The sequence below is a fragment of the Clostridium sp. 'deep sea' genome, assembly GCF_014931565.1.
GTDB lineage: Bacteria > Bacillota > UBA994 > PWPR01 > PWPR01.
On the sequence record NZ_CP063353.1, the window covers coordinates 1342363 to 1362527 of the forward strand.

The following is a 20165-nucleotide window of genomic DNA, read 5'->3' on the forward strand; positions in this document are numbered from 1 at the left end:
CAATCACCCCTTAAAATCATTCACCGTATCAACTATATGCTTTAATTCTTGGGTTGTTAATGATGGGTGAACGGGTAAAGATAAAACTTGATTACTTACTATGTTTGCCACTTTGCAACCACAGTCAATATAGCCATAACTCTGTATACTATTTTGATTTTGTAATAATGTTGGGTAATAAATCTTAGCACCTATTCCTCGAGCTTGTAAAAAGCTAAGAAGCTTATCTCTTTGATTACATTTTATTGTATAAAGATTATATACATGGCGACATTTTTTCTTAGTTGTAGGAAGTGTTATTAAGGGATTTTTGATATTACCAGAATAATAAGAAGCATTAAGTTGTCGATCTCTATTAAAACTTGGTAAATTTTTTAGTTGAACAATACCGATAGCTGCCTGTATATCATTACTTCTATAATTAAAACCTAATATATTGTGTTTATATGGTCCTGTTTGGCCGTGATTAGCAAGTAAAGCAGCCTGATTTGCTAAATTACTATCATTGGTGGTAATAATGCCACCTCCACCACAAGTCATGTTTTTAGTAGGATAAAAGCTAAAAGCACCAGCTAAACCAATACTACCAACTTTAGTGCCATTAATACTGGCTCCATGTGCCTGAGCAGCATCTTCATAAACCTGTACATTATATTTTTGGGCAATCTCCATTATTTCGTTCATGTTTGCTGGTAATCCATATAAATGAACTACAACTATTGCTTTAATGTTTTTTACGGTTATTAAAGCATGTTCTATTGCCTCGGGACTTATATTGAAGCTATTTTCATCTATATCTACAAATACTGGAACTGCACCACACATTGCTATTGTGTCTGCTGTAGCTGAAAAAGTAAACGCTGTTGTTATTATTTTATCTCCTGGTTTTATACCACCTGCTAATAACATAAGTTGTAAGGCTGTTGTGCCAGATGTTGTTAATACAGCATGTTTGCTACCAATAAATTCGGCAAATTTCTTTTCAAGCTCCTTAGCTTTTTTACCATGTGCTAACATACCCGACTCTAATACTTCTAAAACTGCTTTTTTTTCATTATCACCTATTAATGGTTTTGCAATTGGTATCAATTAAAGTCTCCTCCCGCTGATTTTGTTGTGTAATTCTTGTGACTCTGGAAATCTTTTTAACCCTTCAAAAAGTACAGCATCAGACATTTTATTGTATATTTCACTTAACAACTTTATAGTCTTTAAATCGCGACAAAGCTTTATAGACTGCTGAGTATTACACATGGCTTCATGTAATAACCCTAAACTGCTATATGCTAACCCGAGTAAATAAAATGATTCAGCAGTTTTATGTCCACGTTTGTGGCAGTCTAGTAGCTCCAGAACAGCAAGTTTATACTGCTTATTATTTATATAAAATCTACTGAGTTTAACCCAAACATCCATATTCCTTAGACTTGAAAATATAGGCAGAAGAAGTTTAAGATAAGCTATTTGATTTGAGCAAATAAACATATTAAATATTTCAAGACATTCTGCTATATAGTTATCTGTTAAATCTATCTCGGTATTTACATTATTGAAAAATAGTTCATTTAGGGCTCTGTATAACTCTATATACTCTTTTACACTTTTATTTTGCAAAGTTATAATGTTTTTAATCATGTTTTGATCTTGCTTAAAAAAACCTAAAACTAACATAATTCTAATTATCATTAATGTATCTGCATTATTAGATTTGAGAGCAATATTTAGATATTGTTGAACTGTACTATAATCACGTGCTAATAAAGAAGCTAGTGAAACGTTTAAGGCAATTTTTCCGTTAAGAACAAGACCAGCTTTAGTTGCATAGTTAAACATTTTAAGAGCTTCGGTATAATATCCTATTTGAGTACAAGCTAAAAAAGCAATATTATACTTATCTACTTCATTCATAAAGTTTATATAGACAAGCAGTTTATTAACAAACTCAGCTTCTGGAACAGTATTAGCTACTAAGTTTATAAGTGCTTTAATAACATAAATGAAAGATGGATTTATCTTTAATGAATCGTGATAATATCCTAAGGCTAACTCGGTTTTATTTTGCTCTTCTGCGATTAAACCAAGTCTATAAAAAGCTCTAAATGAACCTACTCCTTTTAATGATGTGTAGGTATGTTTATATACATCCCCTAATTGCAAACATTTTTTTAAATAGTTAGAAGCAAGCTCAAACTCACCTAAGGTGTAAAGTACCTCAGATGCTAAGAAGTATAAATCTGTATAATCAGGATATATCTTAATCGAATCTTGTAAAAATAAAAGTGATTGTTTATAGGTACCCATTAAATATAACGATAAGGCCATTTTTTTATGACACTCTGCCATATAACCCAATTTATAATTAGGTGATTGCAAACACATATTAAAGTTAGTAACAGCCTTTTGATAGTCGGCAATTCTTAAATATTCAGCTCCTAAATTATAGTGGCTATAAGCGTCACCATTAAGTTCTACCTCTGCTTGTAACAAAGATATATTTCTCTCTGTTTTATTTTTCTTTTTTATGGTCTCCGCTAAATAGCCATAGTGATATATTATTACTTCTGAAAATACACATGGCGTAGTTTTTTTACTATTAGTTATAATACTTTTTTCAATTTGCTCATGTATTCTTCTTTGGTAACGATACTGAGGTTTATTTCTAAATAATCTTAAACTTGTTCCACTAACATAAGATTGACCCTGTTTGTCACCCAAATAATCTATAACTTTAAAATTGTAACCATCTACATAATTATTATTTAATAAAGCTTGCCATTTTTTTATGGCTACTTGTTCTAATCTTTCATCTGCATCAAGAATTAATATCCAGTCGCATTTAGCATTATTTATGGCCAAATTACGTGCTTTACTAAAGTTGCCTTGCCAAATAGACTCAATTAACTTAACTTTATAGTGCTTTGCTATTTCTATTGTTTTATCAGTTGATCCTGTATCAACAATAACTACTTCATCTACATAGTTCTTTACACTGTTTAAACATTCAGCTAAATAATCTTCTTCATTTTTTACAATCATACATAGTGCTACTGAAGGTTTATTCAAGATAATTTCTCCTAACTTTATTAGCTTTTATTTGATAGCATAAAGAAAGTTTAGAATAAACTTTTACTAAAGTTGCTCCGCTACTCAATAAACCACAGCCCTCTGCTATTAAGAAATTATATAAAGTCTCTGATCTATTTGATAAACTCATAAATCTTTTATATTTAAAAAGCAATGATAAGTTAGTATCTTTTAGATAAATGTCTACAAAACAATCTGGTATTGGCCTTTCATCAAAAATCTCTATTAAATCGCTGGCCTGTAAATTATCAGTAAAGAATCTTACTTTAAGATAATTCATTATTTTATTGTTTTGATAGGGCTCTAACTCTCTAACAAGTAATAATACTGCTTCTTTAATTTGCTTCTCTGATAAATTATTTTTTTTCAGCTCCTGTTTATCATTCAAAATTAACGAGTTTGCAAACATTAAAAATACCTGAATATTTGAATCATTGGTTTCTTTATTTAATAAATCATTTATAAAGCTTTTAGCTTCGTCAATTCTACCTAAACTCCACAAACACAAAAAAATATTAATTGTTAGTTTACGTTTTTCGACCTCGCTAACTTTGTTTAGCAAAATCCTAAAGTTTTTGACTGCAGTATCATAATTTTTTAAATGCACACAAGCCAAGGAGTACTTTAAGGCTGACTTATAACTAATCTCTTTAATATTGTTGATTAAATAATCAATAAGGCTATATAATTTTTTTAAATATAGCTCATTAATAAGGTCATCAACTAGCTGCCTATACTTATTACAATAGTTAAGCAAAAGTTTTTTTACTAACTCATTCTTATTAGATTTCATTAACAAATCACAATAGTAAGCATATACACTTGGGCTATCTGGTAATATCTTTACAAGTTTATCTAACTTTTCTATTGCACTATTTATGTTTCCCAGCTCATAATAAATATTTGCCATTAACAAAAGAGGTTTAGTAGACCCAACTCCGCTATGGCTATCATAAACTACAGCCTCTCCTAATTCTAAACATTTAGTTAACTCACTTAGTGCTTGCCCATAGTTTCCAATGTTATAGAGTGCAACAGCTTTTAGATAATGTAGGTCAGTATAATCTGGCCACTGTTTAAGTGCAGTATTAGCTATATTTACCATCTTATTAAAATTTTTTAACTGTTTATAAGAAATGATGAGACATTTATAGGCTCTTGGAGCATAAGATTCATTGCCCCCAAAAAATGGTATAATGCTCTCTAAAAGATCTATTGCTTCTTGATACTTAGTATCTGAATAACTATTAATAGCTAAATGATATTTGTAGTAAAGATTATTGGGATCCTTGACTAGGGAGTTTTGCAATAACTCTCTATTTCTTTTTTGCTTATTTTTTCGTATAATCTCTGTTTTAAGATAGCCAGAGTGATAGATAATTAATGGAATTTCACTGATTTTTGAATATCCTTTAACTTGCTCATGTACCTTTCCCTCATATTTGATAATATTATTGTTGCGAAACAGCCTTAAGCTTTTATTTTTTTCGGCAGAAACTGTATTATTAGGCTCAATATAGTTACATACAGTTACAATAAAGCCATCTATTTTTTTTACATATTCTTGCTTTAAAAAATCTTTTAGTTTTAAACCTTCTTTAGCATAAAGTATTTCATCAGCGTCTAGTACTAAAATCCAATCTTTACTTGCATGTTTTATTGCTTCATTTCGCGCTTTAGCAAAATCATTCTTCCAACTAATTTCTTTAACAATAGCTCCATATTTTTTAGCAATAGCAATAGTATTATCAGATGAGCCTGTATCAATTATTACTATTTCATCTACATATTTTGTAGCTTGCTGAAGATTGCTGGGTAAATTAAGCTCTTCATTTTTAACAATCATACATAGGCTAATGCTCATATATTTCACCAACTTAAGGGAGTGAGAAACCCACTCCCATTAATTTTTTATATTTTGAATTAAGTTCTAGCTTGCCAAATAATTTCTAGATTAGTATCTGATCCTGCTGTTGTACTGGCGTATGCAATACGAGCATACTGTAAAAATGTTGTTGAAGATAGTATTGTTGCTTGTGTTGAAGCCAGCGTAATTGTAGCAGCATCAGTAATCCAACTAATATTATCAGGGCTTAATTCTAAACGTATATCTGCTGAGTTTGATAATCCTGAGTTCTCAATCCAGAAAGAATATATTTGTCGTTCTGATACATCTCTAGCAGTTGAACCAGCAAAGAGCGTGGCTGATGTTACTGTTTCAGTTGCTGTTGTAAAATCTCTAAAGATAGTTACACTATCAGAATTAGCTGTTAAGTCTCTTATATCTATATCTGTTGAGGTTATAGATGAGCTTACTGTTCCTACTACATTCACAGCACCGTTAGCATCTGTCTCTACTGCGGTTAATGTTCCTCCATTTGAACCATAGATCTGAACACTATCTGAAGTTGCAGTTAAATCTCTAATGTCTAGGTCTGTTGCGGTCACTGTAGCACTTACTGTTCCTACTACATTCACAGCACCGTTAGCATCTGTTTCTACTGCTGTTAATGTTCCTCCATTTGAACCATAGATCTGAACACTATCTGAAATTGCAGTTAAATCTCTAATGTCTAAATCTGTTGCGGTCACTGTAGCACTTACTGTTCCCACTACATTCACAGCACCATTAGCATCTGTCTCTACTGCGGTTAATGTTCCACCGTTAGATCCATAGATTTGTACGTTATCTGATGTTGCGGTTAAATCTCTAATATCTAAATCTGTTGCGGTCACTGTAGCACTTACTGTTCCCACTACATTCACAGCACCGTTAGCATCTGTCTCTACGGCTGTTAATGTTCCACCGTTAGATCCATAGATTTGTACGTTATCTGATGTTGCAGTTAAATCCCTAATATCTAAATCTGTTGCGGTCACTGTAGCACTTACTGTTCCTACTACATTTACCGCACCATTAGCATCTGTTTCAACTGCGGTTAATGTTCCACCGTTAGATCCATAGATTTGTACGTTATCTGATGTTGCAGTTAAATCTCTTATATCTATATCTGTTGAGGTAATAGAAGCACTTACTGTTCCTACTACATTTACCGCACCGTTAGCATCTGTTTCAACTGCGGTTAATGTTCCGCCGTTAGAGCCGTAGATTTGTACGCTATCTGAGGTTGCTGTTAAGTCTCTAATGTCTAGGTCTGTTGCGGTCACTGTAGCACTTACTGTTCCCACTACATTCACAGCGCCGTTAGCATCTGTCTCTACAGCGGTTAATGTTCCGCCGTTAGAGCCGTAGATTTGTACGCTATCTGAGGTTGCTGTTAAGTCTCTAATGTCTAGGTCTGTTGCGGTCACTGTAGCACTTACTGTTCCTACTACATTCACAGCACCGTTAGCATCTGTCTCTACAGCGGTTAATGTTCCGCCGTTAGAGCCGTAGATTTGTACGTTATCTGAGGTTGCTGTTAAGTCTCTAATGTCTAGGTCTGTTGCGGTCACTGTAGCACTTACTGTTCCTACTACATTCACAGCGCCGTTAGCATCTGTCTCTACAGCGGTTAATGTTCCGCCGTTAGAGCCGTAGATTTGTACGCTATCTGAGGTTGCTGTTAAGTCTCTAATGTCTAGGTCTGTTGCGGTCACTGTAGCACTTACTGTTCCTACTACATTCACAGCACCGTTAGCATCTGTCTCTACAGCGGTTAATGTTCCGCCGTTAGAGCCGTAGATTTGTACGCTATCTGAGGTTGCTGTTAAGTCTCTAATGTCTAGGTCTGTTGCGGTCACTGTAGCACTTACTGTTCCTACTACATTCACAGCACCGTTAGCATCTGTTTCTACTGCTGTTAATGTTCCTCCATTTGAACCATAGATTTGTACGTTATCTGATGTTGCGGTTAAGTCTCTTATATCTATATCTGTTGAGGTTATAGAAGCACTTACTGTTCCTACTACATTCACAGCACCGTTAGCATCTGTTTCTACTGCTGTTAATGTTCCTCCATTTGAACCATAGATTTGTACGTTATCTGATGTTGCGGTTAAGTCTCTTATATCTATATCTGTTGAGGTAATAGAAGCACTTACTGTTCCCACTACATTCACAGCGCCGTTAGCATCTGTTTCTACTGCTGTTAATGTTCCACCGTTAGATCCATAGATTTGTACGTTATCTGATGTTGCAGTTAAATCCCTAATATCTAAATCTGTTGCGGTCACTGTAGCACTTACTGTTCCCACTACATTCACAGCACCGTTAGCATCTGTCTCTACTGCGGTTAATGTTCCACCGTTAGATCCATAGATCTGAACACTATCTGAAGTTGCAGTTAAGTCTCTTATATCTAAATCTGTTGCGGTCACTGTAGCACTTACTGTTCCCACTACATTCACAGCACCGTTAGCATCTGTCTCTACAGCGGTTAATGTTCCGCCGTTAGAGCCGTAGATTTGTACGCTATCTGATGTTGCAGTTAAATCTCTTATATCTATATCTGTTGAGGTAATAGAAGCACTTACTGTTCCTACTACATTCACAGCACCGTTAGCATCTGTCTCTACTGCGGTTAATGTTCCACCGTTAGAGCCGTAGATTTGTACGCTATCTGAGGTTGCTGTTAAGTCTCTTATATCTATATCTGTTGAGGTAATAGAAGCACTTACTGTTCCCACTACATTCACAGCACCGTTAGCATCTGTTTCTACTGCTGTTAATGTTCCACCGTTAGATCCATAGATTTGTACGTTATCTGATGTTGCAGTTAAATCCCTAATATCTAAATCTGTTGCGGTCACTGTAGCACTTACTGTTCCCACTACATTCACAGCACCGTTAGCATCTGTCTCTACTGCGGTTAATGTTCCACCGTTAGATCCATAGATCTGAACACTATCTGAAGTTGCAGTTAAGTCTCTTATATCTAAATCTGTTGCGGTCACTGTAGCACTTACTGTTCCCACTACATTCACAGCACCGTTAGCATCTGTCTCTACAGCGGTTAATGTTCCGCCGTTAGAGCCGTAGATTTGTACGCTATCTGATGTTGCAGTTAAATCTCTTATATCTATATCTGTTGAGGTAATAGAAGCACTTACTGTTCCTACTACATTCACAGCACCGTTAGCATCTGTCTCTACTGCGGTTAATGTTCCACCGTTAGAGCCGTAGATTTGTACGCTATCTGAGGTTGCTGTTAAGTCTCTTATATCTATGTCTGTTGAGATCATAGTAGCGCTTACTGTACCTGCTATCTTTAGTGCACCTGTGGCATCAGTCTCTATCGCTGTTAAGGTTCCGCCATTAGAGCCATAGATTTGTACACTATCTGAGGTTGCGGTTAAATCTCTTATATCTATATCTGTTGTTGTAACAAAAACTGCACCATCTGAATCAACCTTTACAGCTACATCAGTTGCGCCGTCTAAACCATATATTCTGGTCAAAAGTTGTTTAGGCCAGTTTTGAAATACATTATAATTTGGCATTTATATACCCTCCTTTTTACTACATACTTAACTTACTGTAATTTAGCAATATAATTAATTGTTAAAATTGTAGGAAGTCCTATAGTAGCTGATTTGTAAGCAACTCTTATATAGTTGCCAAATATTTGTGGTATTAAAGTTACCTCTTCACCAGTTGCAACAGTAACTTCCAATCCATCATCAACATAGGTTATATCATCACTACTTATTTGCAGTTTTATTACAGCATCTTCTGGCCCATCATTTTTTATAAAGAATGTTGAGAAGAAAGCTTTAGAAAACTGTCGCGGTGTAGAAAACGCATAAACATCACCTGTTATTACTGGTGGGTCTGCTTTAAACTCCGTAACGGGCTCTAAAGATCCAGTAATTTCTATTGGTTCATACTCAAAATCTAGTAATATTGATGGCCAACGGGTACTATTGCTATAACCAATACCGTAGATTTTGATTGCAGTTGAAAATATTGATTCATCTACTGCTTTAATTAACAAACCAAAATTACGTTGAGGATCTACAATCCATTCCTCAAGTAGTGCTTTAATATTTACATCAATATCTACTATTCCTGGACCTACATCAAAAACAGCAAACGGTGCTGCATCAAAATTAGGTGGACTACCAGGACACGTTGGTGTTGGTATCCAATTTTCAATTATTTTATAAATACCAAATGTTTTTGTTATTCCTGAATCATGGGAATGAACCTGCATACTCAATATTGCAGAACTGATATCAGCTATTGTTAAAAATGGGTCAATGTCAAATAGTAAAATACCTTGAGAAATTTGAAGTATTTTACGTCCCAATTGAATTGTGCTAGAATTCTGCTGGCAATCTGCAGGATCTAAGTTGTTAATTGCAAAAGTATCTATTGGCACAACATATTTAATAGTCAAATTAATCTCTCCTTTCAGAATTATCTAAGGCAAGTAAAATCAATACAAGCCTTACTATAAAATATGAACATAGTAATTAAGTGTTACATAAATTTAACAAGCTTTTTGTGAAAAAAGCTTGTATAATAACAACAATAAGCGAATAATCTTAGAACTATTTATAAGATAAATAATTTTATAAAAAATTTAAGTTTATAAAAGGTTATTTTGCTTATTATATTTACTTATATAGCTTGTTTATAAATCTTTATATTATATGTAATACAATCATAGCTTGTTCTACTCTTTTCCATTTGACTATTTATAATTTGTAATGTATACTACCGTTTAATATATTGATTAAATCGTTGATTGAGATTAGTAACTATTAACAATTATTAACAGAGAGTCAAACAAGGGTGGGAGTTTGATAATAATTTTTTTAGTGAATGGACTCATGAGTTGAAGCTGAATTTTAGTAAGCAACACGGGTTTCTCCCGTTATAGAGATAGGGTATCGGATTTTTAATTTTCCTGTACTTGAATATAAGGAGATTAATATCTCAAATTAGAGGTGGCACCGCGTATATACGCCCTCTGTATACTTTGTTATACAGAGGGCTTTTTTGTATATAAATAGCTAATTTATTCTATAAAGGGGGGCTTATTATGTTGTACCACTGGTGAAAAGTTGCTCAGCTGATAAATAAGTCTTTATATAGGAGGATATAAAATGAAAAAAAATATTGGTTATTATGGTGATTTTGGTGGCATGTATGTAGATGATAATTTAAAAAAATGTTTACTTGAGGTTGAATCTGCCTTTAACAGGTGTATTAAAGATGTAAATTTTATTAATGAACTTCAATACTACTATAAACATTATATTGGAAGAAAAAGTCCTTTATACTTTGCAGAAAACTTATCTAAAAGATTGGGTGGTGCAAAAATTTATTTAAAAAGAGAGGATTTAAATCACACTGGTTCTCACAAAATTAACAATGCAATTGGTCAGGTTTTGCTGGCAAAAAGAATGGGTAAAAAAAGAATTATAGCCGAAACCGGCGCTGGACAACATGGAGTTGCTACTGCTACAGTATGTGCTATGTTTGATATTGATTGCACTATTTATATGGGAGAAACAGATGTAAAACGTCAATCACTTAATGTGTTTAAAATGAAGCTGTTAGGTGCCAATGTAGTTGCTGTAAAATCTGGTAAGGCAACTTTAAAAGAAGCTGTGGATGCTGCCTTAGCTGACTTCGCAAATAATAGTAAAGCTACTTACTATTTAATTGGATCTGCTGTTGGACCTCATCCATACCCCCAAATAGTAAGGGAATTCCAAAGTGTTATTGGATTTGAGTGTAAACAGCAGATTATAGCTATAGAAAATAAATTACCTAATTATGTTATTGCTTGTGTGGGTGGGGGTAGTAATGCCATAGGAATTTTTCATGCATTTAACAATGAAAATAATGTTAATTTAGTTGGAGTTGAACCAGCCGGCAAAGGTCTTAATACAAAATTACACTCTGCCTCCTTAAGTAAAGGTGAAGTTGGTATTATACATGGCTTTAAATGTTATACCCTTAAAGATAGTAATGGAGAAAACTCTGTAGGACACTCTATTGCTGCTGGACTAGACTACCCAGGTGTTGGCCCAGAGCATTGTTTTTATAAAGATTGCAATAGGGCAACTTATGTATCTATTACAGACACTGAAGCATTAAATGCATTTTATTTACTAAGTAAAACAGAGGGCATAATTCCTGCACTTGAAAGTTCTCATGCAGTAAGTTATGCCTGCAAACTAGCCCCTACTTTAAACGCAGATGATATTATAGTTGTAAATTTATCTGGTAGAGGAGATAAAGACATTAATCAAATAATTCAGTTAAAATAAAACATCAGGAGAGCAAAATTGCTCTCCTTTATATTGTTTATTTATTGATAATAAATAAAGATTTATAATAAGTATTTACTTTTAAACTCATCGTTACTCATTTGTGCTATACTTCTAACCTCTTGTATACCATGCTGTTTATAAGCTCTAAATACAATTTCGTAACCCAATCTATGGGTTAACCGTTTTCCCGAATACGTCTTGTTTTTCATTTCCTCAAGACTTACCAAACTGTTGTTGTTCATTTCAGTTAATGTATTATATAAATTTTTTAAATTCTCATACTTTATATCCGAAATTATATAATCTTCAAGCGCTGGATATCCATAGTAGGGTAAATCATTTACTGTTCTATAATTATATGCAGAAAAAATACCTATTCCTTCATACTGTATTAAATAGCTTATAGTTTGTAAAAAGCTATTTTTACTAGTGAAATCAAAGTACTTTTCTAACTGTTCAGAAACAGTATGGGCAGTTTCATGAATGGCTATCGAAAAAATCTCTTTAATATCTTTACAGATAGCAACGTTTAAATTAATACAAACAACATTATCTATACCTATGCCTATGTCGTAACCAATTACTGGGCAAATTATTGTTTGTGATAAATTACAATTTTTAAATATATTGGTAACTTCTTTGCTGATTATTGTTTGCCACTCATTAGTTTTTGTTTTTAATTGAGCTACAATTTTTTTTATATCGTTTAAGTTTTGGCTTAAATTACGTAAGCCATAGCCAGCGTTAGTGGCACCATTAAGGGCATCTATAAGCATGTTTACATTAAATTTAGAACCAGTCATTTTAACATGTTTTTGAATAGTATCATAAGCAATTGTACTGGTTATTTCATTGATATCACCTTCATTGGCGGCCGCCTTTAAAACAATGTCTACATAAGAAAAATCAAATTTCATTATTTTACCTATTTAAAACCCTTTCCATTACAATACAGTTACTGCTTATCGGCATAAACCCGTATCTGTGTAACTCATTTAGCTCTTTATTAAGATTGGGCGGTAACATAATATTGATTTTATTAACACCTGTCTCTTTAGCTTTATTTACTGCAAAGTTAAAACAATTAGTTGCATTGCCTTCATATAAAGCAAACTGCAAGGCTCGTTCGGGCATAAATCTAGCTCCCACTACAAGCAAATCCGAATTATTAAAATAAACAAAACCCATCTTACTTAAATATCTGTATAGGTCCTTATTCATTTTATAAAATGTTCTGTTTAAAATCATAAAACTATTCCACTTTTTTTCAAGTGGACTAAGTAGCTCAACTGTTTTTTGATAATTTGCCTTTTGAAAAAATACATTATTATTAATTTCTGTGCCTGTAAGTACGTAATCTGCCCCAGCAAATTCTCCTGCCAAAGTAAAACCATTAATTTTAGCTAGACCTGCACTAGCAGCATTATTTACCCCTGTATACATCCTTATTGCATTTACCTTAAGTATTTGAGCTTGATGTAAGTATTGGTTATAAATTGCCTTTCCTACACCTAAACCTTGATAATCTTTATCCACCCTCAAGGTTTCAAGCCAAGCTGAGTTATCTGGTAACACTGTAAATTTTCCTATGCCAACAATTTTACCATTTATTTCAGCAACATATAATGGCTCTTTTAAATTACTAGTAAAATCAGTCCACATCCGCTCTACATACCTTAAATTAGGTGTAGCTTTACTTTCTACATATATAGCTTGCTGTTTATCTTTTTCTGTAGCTGGTCTTACATTAATTTTCATAAATACGCTCCTAATATTTAATTACTATAAAATTAAAGATAAAACTTTAGTATCCTGCTTTAAACTTTGTTTTTAGCGTATTTACTTTTTAATAATACAAACTGAGCTAGTAAATTAAGCAATTTACTAGCTCAGTTTGATTGAGGTTATTTATATGTTATATAAAAACAAAGCACAGATGATACATATATAGTTATAGATAATCCATACAACACCAAACCCATACTTTGAAGAGTTACATTAAACATTTGAGGTATGTTAAATACACCCAAAACTGCTATTAATAAAAGAAATGCTAAGATTAACCTCGATGCATTGCTTCTCACTTTCAACATAAAAAATGAGTCCATTCTTTCTATTAATTCAAGGTCTATGGCTATCCATGATAGAGTTATAAATCCAAAAATAAAATAATCATACCTATCTTGCACAAAGCCATACATTATAATAAAGACCATAGACATATAGAGAAAGACTTTTTTATACATTTAAGCCACCTCCAAAAAAAATACTTATACTTATATGCACTTGTAATATTTAATATCTTATACCTACTATTTTTGTAAGTTAATATCTTGATGTAGTAAATCTATTTTATAAAGTCATATATAACAACACCACCTTATATTTAAAAGTATTTATGTATAATCATGCACTTTTTAGATATATTATTATCAAAAATTAATCATCTACTCTTTTATTTATATTACTACAAAAAAAGTTATTTTTTTTAATTATTTAAAAACTGGTCGTTTTTTTTAGCTAATCGGCAATAAAATATATTGTATACGACAAGTTTTTTGCACTTTTCTCCATACTGAACAATTTAGCCTATAATAACTTTAGAAAATAATAATATTAGAAAATATAACGATTTTACTTAACTTTAAAATACTTAAAGGACAAGCTTAAAAAAGCTTGCCCCTTTGTTAATATTATTTATAATTATTTTTTTACAGTGGCTTTTCGTATCAGCAAATATTGAAACAATGCTATAACAATAATCGCTATAGAACTCCAAAAAACAAATAATAGTGGATTACTAGTATTGTATTTGCCAAAAAATATAGCAAAAGCTTTATAAATTCTGTTTATAACTCCACCAGGTACTGATTTATCAAGAATAGGTATTGAAATTAAAAATAGTAATGGAACACCAAATGAAATAAGCTGTTTAAGCCTTTTGTTACTCCTATAATATATCATAGATATAAGCATACCCAATAGGTTTATTAAGGCGTATAAAAATACCATCCATAAAAACCCTTCTAAATATGATAATAAAGAATTTCCTGTATATCTACTAAGATACATTGAGCTAAAAATAGACTCATAACCAGAGATTAAGCTACCCACTACTCTAATTATGCTATCAACAAAAGCCATAATCGCCGCTATTGGAAACACTGCTAATACCAAACCAGTAAAGATAGTTTTACGAGTTAATCCATTAACTAAACCAAATTTAAATCCATCTTTAAACGTTGCAATACCTCCAACAAACATAAATATTGCTGTAGATAATTCCAAACCGTTTACTTGTATTCCACCAAAATTTAAAGCTTTAGATAAAAACGCAAGAACTAAAACGGTAAAGATTATTAAGTAATATATTGAAATAGAGTTTCTACTATCAGCAACCTGATACTTTATATATGTTTTTATTTTCATTGTTATTCACCATCCTTATTTGTTAAGTGCACAAATAATTTTTGCAAATCAATTTTAGATAATTCTAAACCCTGGGGAATAGATTCTTTAGAGATATTCTCTAGTACATACACAGATTTTAATCCACCTAGTACATCTTCACCTAAAGTATTTAAATTCTTTGTAAAACTATCTACCTGCTGAGCTGGACCTGTTATAGTAAAGCCTTGTGATAAGAGATTCTCCACTGTATCGGTTAACATTACTTTGCCCTCATCAATTATTATAACTTCCTCTATTATGTTGGCAGCCTCCTGAACTAAATGAGTAGACAATATAATTGTTTGCATATCTTTTGAGTACTTATTTATTAACTCTTTATAAAATAAATCTCGATGGTTTGCATCTAACCCTAAAACAGGTTCATCTAAAATTATAATGTCTGCATTACAAGCCAAAGAAATAATGATTTTATATATTGAAGAATAACCAGTAGATAACTCTTTAACTTTTTTATTTATGTTAAGATTAAATTTATGTGCTAACTCTAAAGCATAATTGTTATCAAACTTAGGATAAAAAGCTTTGCTCCATTCAAATAAGCTTTTAATTTTGCTTCCTTCTGGGTAATAACATTGCTCAACCATACAATAAATTCTGCCTTGAGCTTTATCATTTTCTACTACTGATTCTCCCTCTAATAATACATCTCCACTATTGCAAAATATTTTATTAGTTAAAATATTTAAGAGTGTTGTTTTGCCAGCTCCATTTCGACCTAACAAACCGTATATCTTGCCTTTCTCTAATTTAAGATTTATATTATTAAGCGCAACTACATTTTTATATGTTTTGGTAACATTTTTAAATTCTATAAAGCTCATATTACTCAGCCCTTTCTACCATTTGAATTATTTCTTTTTTAGATACACCAATTTTTCCTGCTTCTTGTAACAATGGTTTAACATAACTCTCAAAAAAAGTAATCTTCTTATATGTTTTTGAAACATTTAACTCTACAATGCTCATGTTACTCTGCCCTTTCCAGCATTTGTATTATTTCTTTTTTAGTAACACCAATTTTCTTGGCCTCATGTAGTAATGATTTCACATAATTCTCAAAAAAGATTACCTTTCTTTTATCTCTAATTTTTTTTGTTGCCCCTTGCCTAACAAACATGCCTATTCCCCGCTTTTTATATACAATATCATTATTAACCAACATATTTACACCTTTTAAAGCTGTTGCTGGGTTAATCTTATACCTAACTGATATCTCTGTTGTAGACGGTATTTTATTCTCTTCAGTATATATACCAGATAAAATTGCATCTTCTAATCCCTCAGCTAACTGCATATAAATAGGCTTATCACTTTCAAAATTTATTAGCATCTTACCGCCTCCTCTGTTAAACGGTTAACTACTTGTGTAACTAACTATATAACATAGCTAAATAATTGTCAACACTATTTCAATTTATTTATTTAAAATTAAAAAACAGATAAAGCTGTTTGGTAAACAGGGTATCTGCTTTTAGATATTATTATAATTAATATTGTTATTCAGTTACAATTAAAAGGTTCCCTTCTTTATCCCAGCCTACGGGTAATCCGTTTACTGAAAGCTGCTTTATTTTTTTTGTATTAATATTAAGTACCTTAATACTCTCATTTATCTTATTACTAAAAGCAACTCTCTCATTTGTAGCTAACCAACTAACTGCCTTTACCTTTTTTTTAAAACTATATACATTCTTGTTTTTTAAAAATGAAAATATACATTCTTTATTATATAAATTTTTATATAATAAATAGGTTTTAGTTGGCGATAATAAATTATTAAAGTTAAAGTCTAAAAAACTTCCATAGAGCACTGTTTTTTTACTATTATTAATAATATTTAGCTTAATTAATTTTTGATCTTCTTCAAATAAGATATTTTCGTTATCTAAAAAAAATATTTTAGGTTTATGTTCTTTTAAATAGTTTGTTTTAAGTTGAAATTCGTATTTTTGGCTTTTGCTTAAAATATCATATACCTTTACGTACGTACAGTTATTTTTATCAAAAATAAAAACAATGTTTTTTTCATCACTTGAAAAATCAGCAGCCAAAATATCCTCCTCATAACAAGATATTATCTCACCTTTTTTATTATAAATAGTGTCTTTATAAAAAAAATACTGGGAAGCAGAGCAAATTAAATTGCTTTGCGATTTTAACAAGCTGTACTTATTATTTTGCATTATTACTTGGTAATCTTCGCTGTTTAACAGGTTTAAGGATATGTTCATCATCTTATTGTCCTTTTGTAATTGTGCTAAAACATCGGTATAGATTAATTTATCTCCTTGATATGAAACTAAAGCTTGATCAATATTTAGGTTACCAGACACCGAATGAACCATATCACTCTCTTCATTATACTTAGCCAAAGAATTTCCTTTTACAAGCTTTAATACTAAACCCTCGTTATCTATTAAATAGGTGCCATCAAGATCTTTTGCCCCTGTTAAATTTAACTTTATAGGTGTTACTTCATCTTCTGTTTGTTTTAAAAACTGAATTACTAAGCTAGTTGCACTCTCCCACTCACAACTTACAGCATAATTACTCTTTATCACTGCTTTACTAATTAAAGCTGTTACAGAGCTTTTATGCATTGCTTTACTAAAAACATACCTTATTTTAGAGTCGTTTAGTAAAAATACATGCTGATTATCATTATTATGTATTTTTTCATAACGATTCAAAGGAGAAATTATTATTTTGTTCATTATGTAAACTTCATTAACTTTAGTAATCCAAAAACTACTCTTGTTGTTTAACGAGTTAAGTGTAACTAAAGCTTTATCATTAACCTGCCAGTTTATCGGTTTTACATACCATTGTTTGCTCTTTTTAAGTTGTTTAGGATTATATATTAAGTATTTTAATCTTGTATTTAAATTTACTACCTCTTTAACTTGATGCAAAGTAAGATCTTTAGAGAAATCCATTTTAAGATAAAAATCATTACTCGAAAACTTTATTGTTTCAGTTAATAGTTCACTTTCTAGTGTTTGCTGTAGATTACTTATTTCTTGTACTGATAAAATGTTAGTCACTTTAACATGTGTTTTACTTTTCACACCACAACAGCATAATAAAATTGTAACTAAAAATAATAACATTATTACCTGTTTTATTTTCATATGATTATAACCCCATTTAGCTGTAATTTTTAGTCCTTTATTACTACTTGTCTAAAATAAAAAAAAGTCCTCTACTAACATCTGGTAAAGGACCGCTTAAATGACATGATTCGTGTTATTACTTATTTATATTCGCTTATAAACTGAATTAACTGCTGGTAATTTATATTATCTTTTACTTCAATTTTTTTATCAATTAATGCCTTTATTTTAAAACCAATACTTGTATCTCCAATAAATACAGCTGCTACAATATTATTGTTATGCTTTTTTCATTATACATCTCTCCTGCAAATTTATAATGATAATAATAATTTATACTTTCTAATAGTAATTAGAATGTAAATTAGTAACGTTGGCAAAACTTAGCTCTGTTTTAAATTATTTTGCACCTTTTACCATAAATAAATAAGCTGAAACTTGACAATCTTAATAATAGAAGTAGAATATTAACGTTGTGTTTTTTTATAAAGGTAAAAGCAGACTGTTGAGTTGTAAACAATGACTTAGTCTTAATTATGTTAAGTTATGCTAAGGCATTTTTTTTACTAAAAATTTATGTTGGAGTGCTTGCAAAATGAACATCGTTAGTCAACATAGTGAATTAAGTTTAATCTCGATTCTTAATGATCTTAATTGTGATTTTTTAAATAATTGCTTTACAGAAAACAACTATACTTTAATCAATGACCAGCATCTTATAGAAGAGTTAAATATTACTTTTTTAGCAGTTTGCTCAGATATAAACTCAGTATATTTGCTTTCAGCTGTTGAAAACATTAGTGAAAACACCTGTGTTGAAAACTTGCGTTTTTCATTAAACTTGCTAAACAAAGAAGATATAATTGTAGGTAATAATAGTGAGAACTTATGCAAAGAGATTAAAATCAATAACACAATATATACTCTAAGTGTAATAGATATTAAAGAACCACTTGAATTATCTAATTGCACTATTAACCTTACAGAAGTAAGAAGAAATAGAAAAGCTCTAATTAAATCAGCTAAACCAATTACAGAAATTAACAATAACTATAAAATGCCTATAACAGAAAACGCTTGTATAGCAGTAGATATTAATAGCTGTGATTTAAATTCAGGTATGTTAAGTTACGAATTTACCGTAACTCCCAGTAAAAATGAGTTTAATTACAATATGTTAATATCATTAAGTAATAATCTTAAACCTTTGTTGGGTATAATGTCTGCAAAAAGCAGCAAACCTTGTTTAATAGAGTACAATAGAATTAATAATAGTAATAAATATAAATGTATTTATGATTTATCTACTATTAAAATAAATAACCTAAATAACTATTTCTTTTACTACTATAGTGCAAGTATAGACATTGCAAAATGTAATATAAGCTTTGCTTACGATTTAAAAAAAGGTTATAACGGTATATCTCATGTAATTAAAGTAGATAAAGCAATAGATATAAATGGCAAGCTATTTAAAGTAAAAGAATTTAGAATTGGTAATATCACCACCAGAATAATAATAGATGGATCATTATTAAGCATTTGTGATTCTGTAGATAACGTATTAAAAATATATAATGGCAAGAAAAAGCTTGAGTTAATATCTGCCAAATGTACAAGTAAAAAAACTATATATGAGTTTAAAACAGATGTAAAAAGCAGTAATACTATTACGGTGAAAATAGCTGATAAGTTTTTGTAAGCTAAACTTAGGCTGTGGTGAAATAACTTCGCGTTGTATGCGTAATAAAAAATATTTTGTAAATACGTTGTGTGTTAACGCTTATTTCTAGCAAATTCATCTCTTAACATAAATTTAGGTTTAACAGGAATGTTGTTTTAATTTAATTGTTTAATTATAATTTATTAAAGTAACAAAATAGAAAGTGAGAATATTATGCCTAAAGATTTATGTTTTTCAGATACATTAAGTATGTCGAAAGAACTGTGGAATCTTCATAAAGATGAATGGTCTCCAATGGAGCCAGAATATGCTAAAAACTTTATACTTTATATGGTTGAAGAAATAGGAGAAGTTATTGCCATTGTAAAGAAAAAGTCCCTACATGATGTTATGGCTAATGGACAAATTAGAGAGCATTTAATAGAAGAGTTAGCTGATATACTAATGTATTATAATGATACTTTAAACAGATTTAATATTAGTGCAGAAGAATTAGCTAGAGTATACACAAAAAAACATAATAATAACTTAAAAAGAGATTACAAAAAAAACTATGAGGACTTTTTAGCTGGTAATGCATAGCA

At 31.0% G+C, this 20165-nt stretch carries 16 protein-coding genes and 1 other annotated feature; of the genes, 3 read left to right on the plus strand and 13 right to left on the minus strand.

Going from position 1 to position 20165, the window contains the following annotated elements; all coding sequences use genetic code 11:
• Positions 1–3 precede the first annotated feature (3 nt).
• From IMX26_RS06305 to IMX26_RS06325, 5 genes are read right to left on the minus strand one after another with little or no spacing between them, the layout of a single operon-like run.
• Positions 4–1089, minus strand: a complete 1086-nt coding sequence (locus tag IMX26_RS06305) for a DegT/DnrJ/EryC1/StrS family aminotransferase (RefSeq protein ID WP_195160827.1) — start codon at positions 1087–1089, stop codon at positions 4–6.
• A complete protein-coding gene (locus tag IMX26_RS06310) occupies positions 1090–3063 on the minus strand; it encodes a glycosyltransferase (RefSeq protein WP_195160828.1) in 1974 nt (657 codons plus the stop codon).
• Entirely contained in the window at positions 3056–4948 is a 1893-nt protein-coding gene (locus IMX26_RS06315; RefSeq protein WP_195160829.1) for a glycosyltransferase family 2 protein, read from the minus strand. The genes IMX26_RS06310 and IMX26_RS06315 overlap by 8 nt, the downstream gene beginning before the upstream one ends.
• A gap of 59 nt (positions 4949–5007) precedes the next feature.
• A complete protein-coding gene (locus IMX26_RS06320) occupies positions 5008–8526 on the minus strand; it encodes a DUF6385 domain-containing protein (protein ID WP_195160830.1) in 3519 nt (1172 codons plus the stop codon).
• Positions 8527–8558: 32 nt separating this feature from the next.
• Complete coding sequence (locus IMX26_RS06325; RefSeq protein WP_195160831.1) at positions 8559–9425, minus strand: DUF6385 domain-containing protein; 867 nt, start codon at positions 9423–9425, stop codon at positions 8559–8561.
• Positions 9426–9763: 338 nt separating this feature from the next.
• Positions 9764–10005, plus strand: a binding site (T-box leader).
• Positions 10006–10137: 132 nt separating this feature from the next.
• Here IMX26_RS06325 and trpB point away from each other — a divergent pair.
• Positions 10138–11310 carry a tryptophan synthase subunit beta gene (trpB, locus tag IMX26_RS06330; protein WP_195160832.1) on the plus strand — a complete coding sequence of 391 codons (1173 nt, stop codon included), beginning with the start codon at positions 10138–10140 and terminating at the stop codon, positions 11308–11310.
• A 62-nt stretch (positions 11311–11372) separates the two neighbouring features.
• Here trpB and IMX26_RS06335 read toward each other — a convergent pair whose 3' ends face one another.
• From IMX26_RS06335 to IMX26_RS06370, 8 genes are all read right to left on the minus strand, one after another.
• The gene (locus IMX26_RS06335; RefSeq protein WP_195160833.1) at positions 11373–12230 is read right to left on the minus strand and encodes a DUF5700 domain-containing putative Zn-dependent protease; all 858 of its coding nucleotides are present in this window, start codon (positions 12228–12230) and stop codon (positions 11373–11375) included.
• Positions 12231–12234: 4 nt separating this feature from the next.
• Entirely contained in the window at positions 12235–13071 is an 837-nt protein-coding gene (locus IMX26_RS06340; RefSeq protein WP_195160834.1) for a GNAT family N-acetyltransferase, read from the minus strand.
• Positions 13072–13217: 146 nt separating this feature from the next.
• Entirely contained in the window at positions 13218–13559 is a 342-nt protein-coding gene (locus IMX26_RS06345; protein ID WP_195160835.1) for a hypothetical protein, read from the minus strand.
• Positions 13560–14016: 457 nt separating this feature from the next.
• The gene (locus tag IMX26_RS06350; RefSeq protein WP_195160836.1) at positions 14017–14742 is read right to left on the minus strand and encodes a hypothetical protein; all 726 of its coding nucleotides are present in this window, start codon (positions 14740–14742) and stop codon (positions 14017–14019) included.
• Positions 14743–14744: 2 nt separating this feature from the next.
• Positions 14745–15605 (minus strand): ABC transporter ATP-binding protein, encoded by an 861-nt coding sequence (locus tag IMX26_RS06355; protein ID WP_195160837.1) that lies wholly within the window; start codon positions 15603–15605, stop codon positions 14745–14747.
• Position 15606: 1 nt separating this feature from the next.
• Complete coding sequence (locus tag IMX26_RS06360) at positions 15607–15750, minus strand: hypothetical protein (RefSeq protein WP_195160838.1); 144 nt, start codon at positions 15748–15750, stop codon at positions 15607–15609.
• A 1-nt stretch (position 15751) separates the two neighbouring features.
• The gene (locus IMX26_RS06365) at positions 15752–16114 is read right to left on the minus strand and encodes a GntR family transcriptional regulator (protein ID WP_195160839.1); all 363 of its coding nucleotides are present in this window, start codon (positions 16112–16114) and stop codon (positions 15752–15754) included.
• A 166-nt stretch (positions 16115–16280) separates the two neighbouring features.
• Positions 16281–17915, minus strand: coding sequence for a hypothetical protein (locus IMX26_RS06370; RefSeq protein ID WP_195160840.1), 1635 nt, complete (start codon positions 17913–17915; stop codon positions 16281–16283).
• Positions 17916–18492: 577 nt separating this feature from the next.
• Here IMX26_RS06370 and IMX26_RS06375 point away from each other — a divergent pair.
• Both IMX26_RS06375 and IMX26_RS06380 read left to right on the plus strand, forming a co-directional pair.
• Positions 18493–19599, plus strand: coding sequence for a hypothetical protein (locus IMX26_RS06375; RefSeq protein WP_195160841.1), 1107 nt, complete (start codon positions 18493–18495; stop codon positions 19597–19599).
• A 195-nt stretch (positions 19600–19794) separates the two neighbouring features.
• On the plus strand, positions 19795–20163 hold the full coding sequence (locus IMX26_RS06380; RefSeq protein WP_195160842.1) for a MazG nucleotide pyrophosphohydrolase domain-containing protein: 369 nt from the start codon (positions 19795–19797) through the stop codon (positions 20161–20163).
• The last annotated feature ends 2 nt before the right edge of the window (positions 20164–20165 follow it).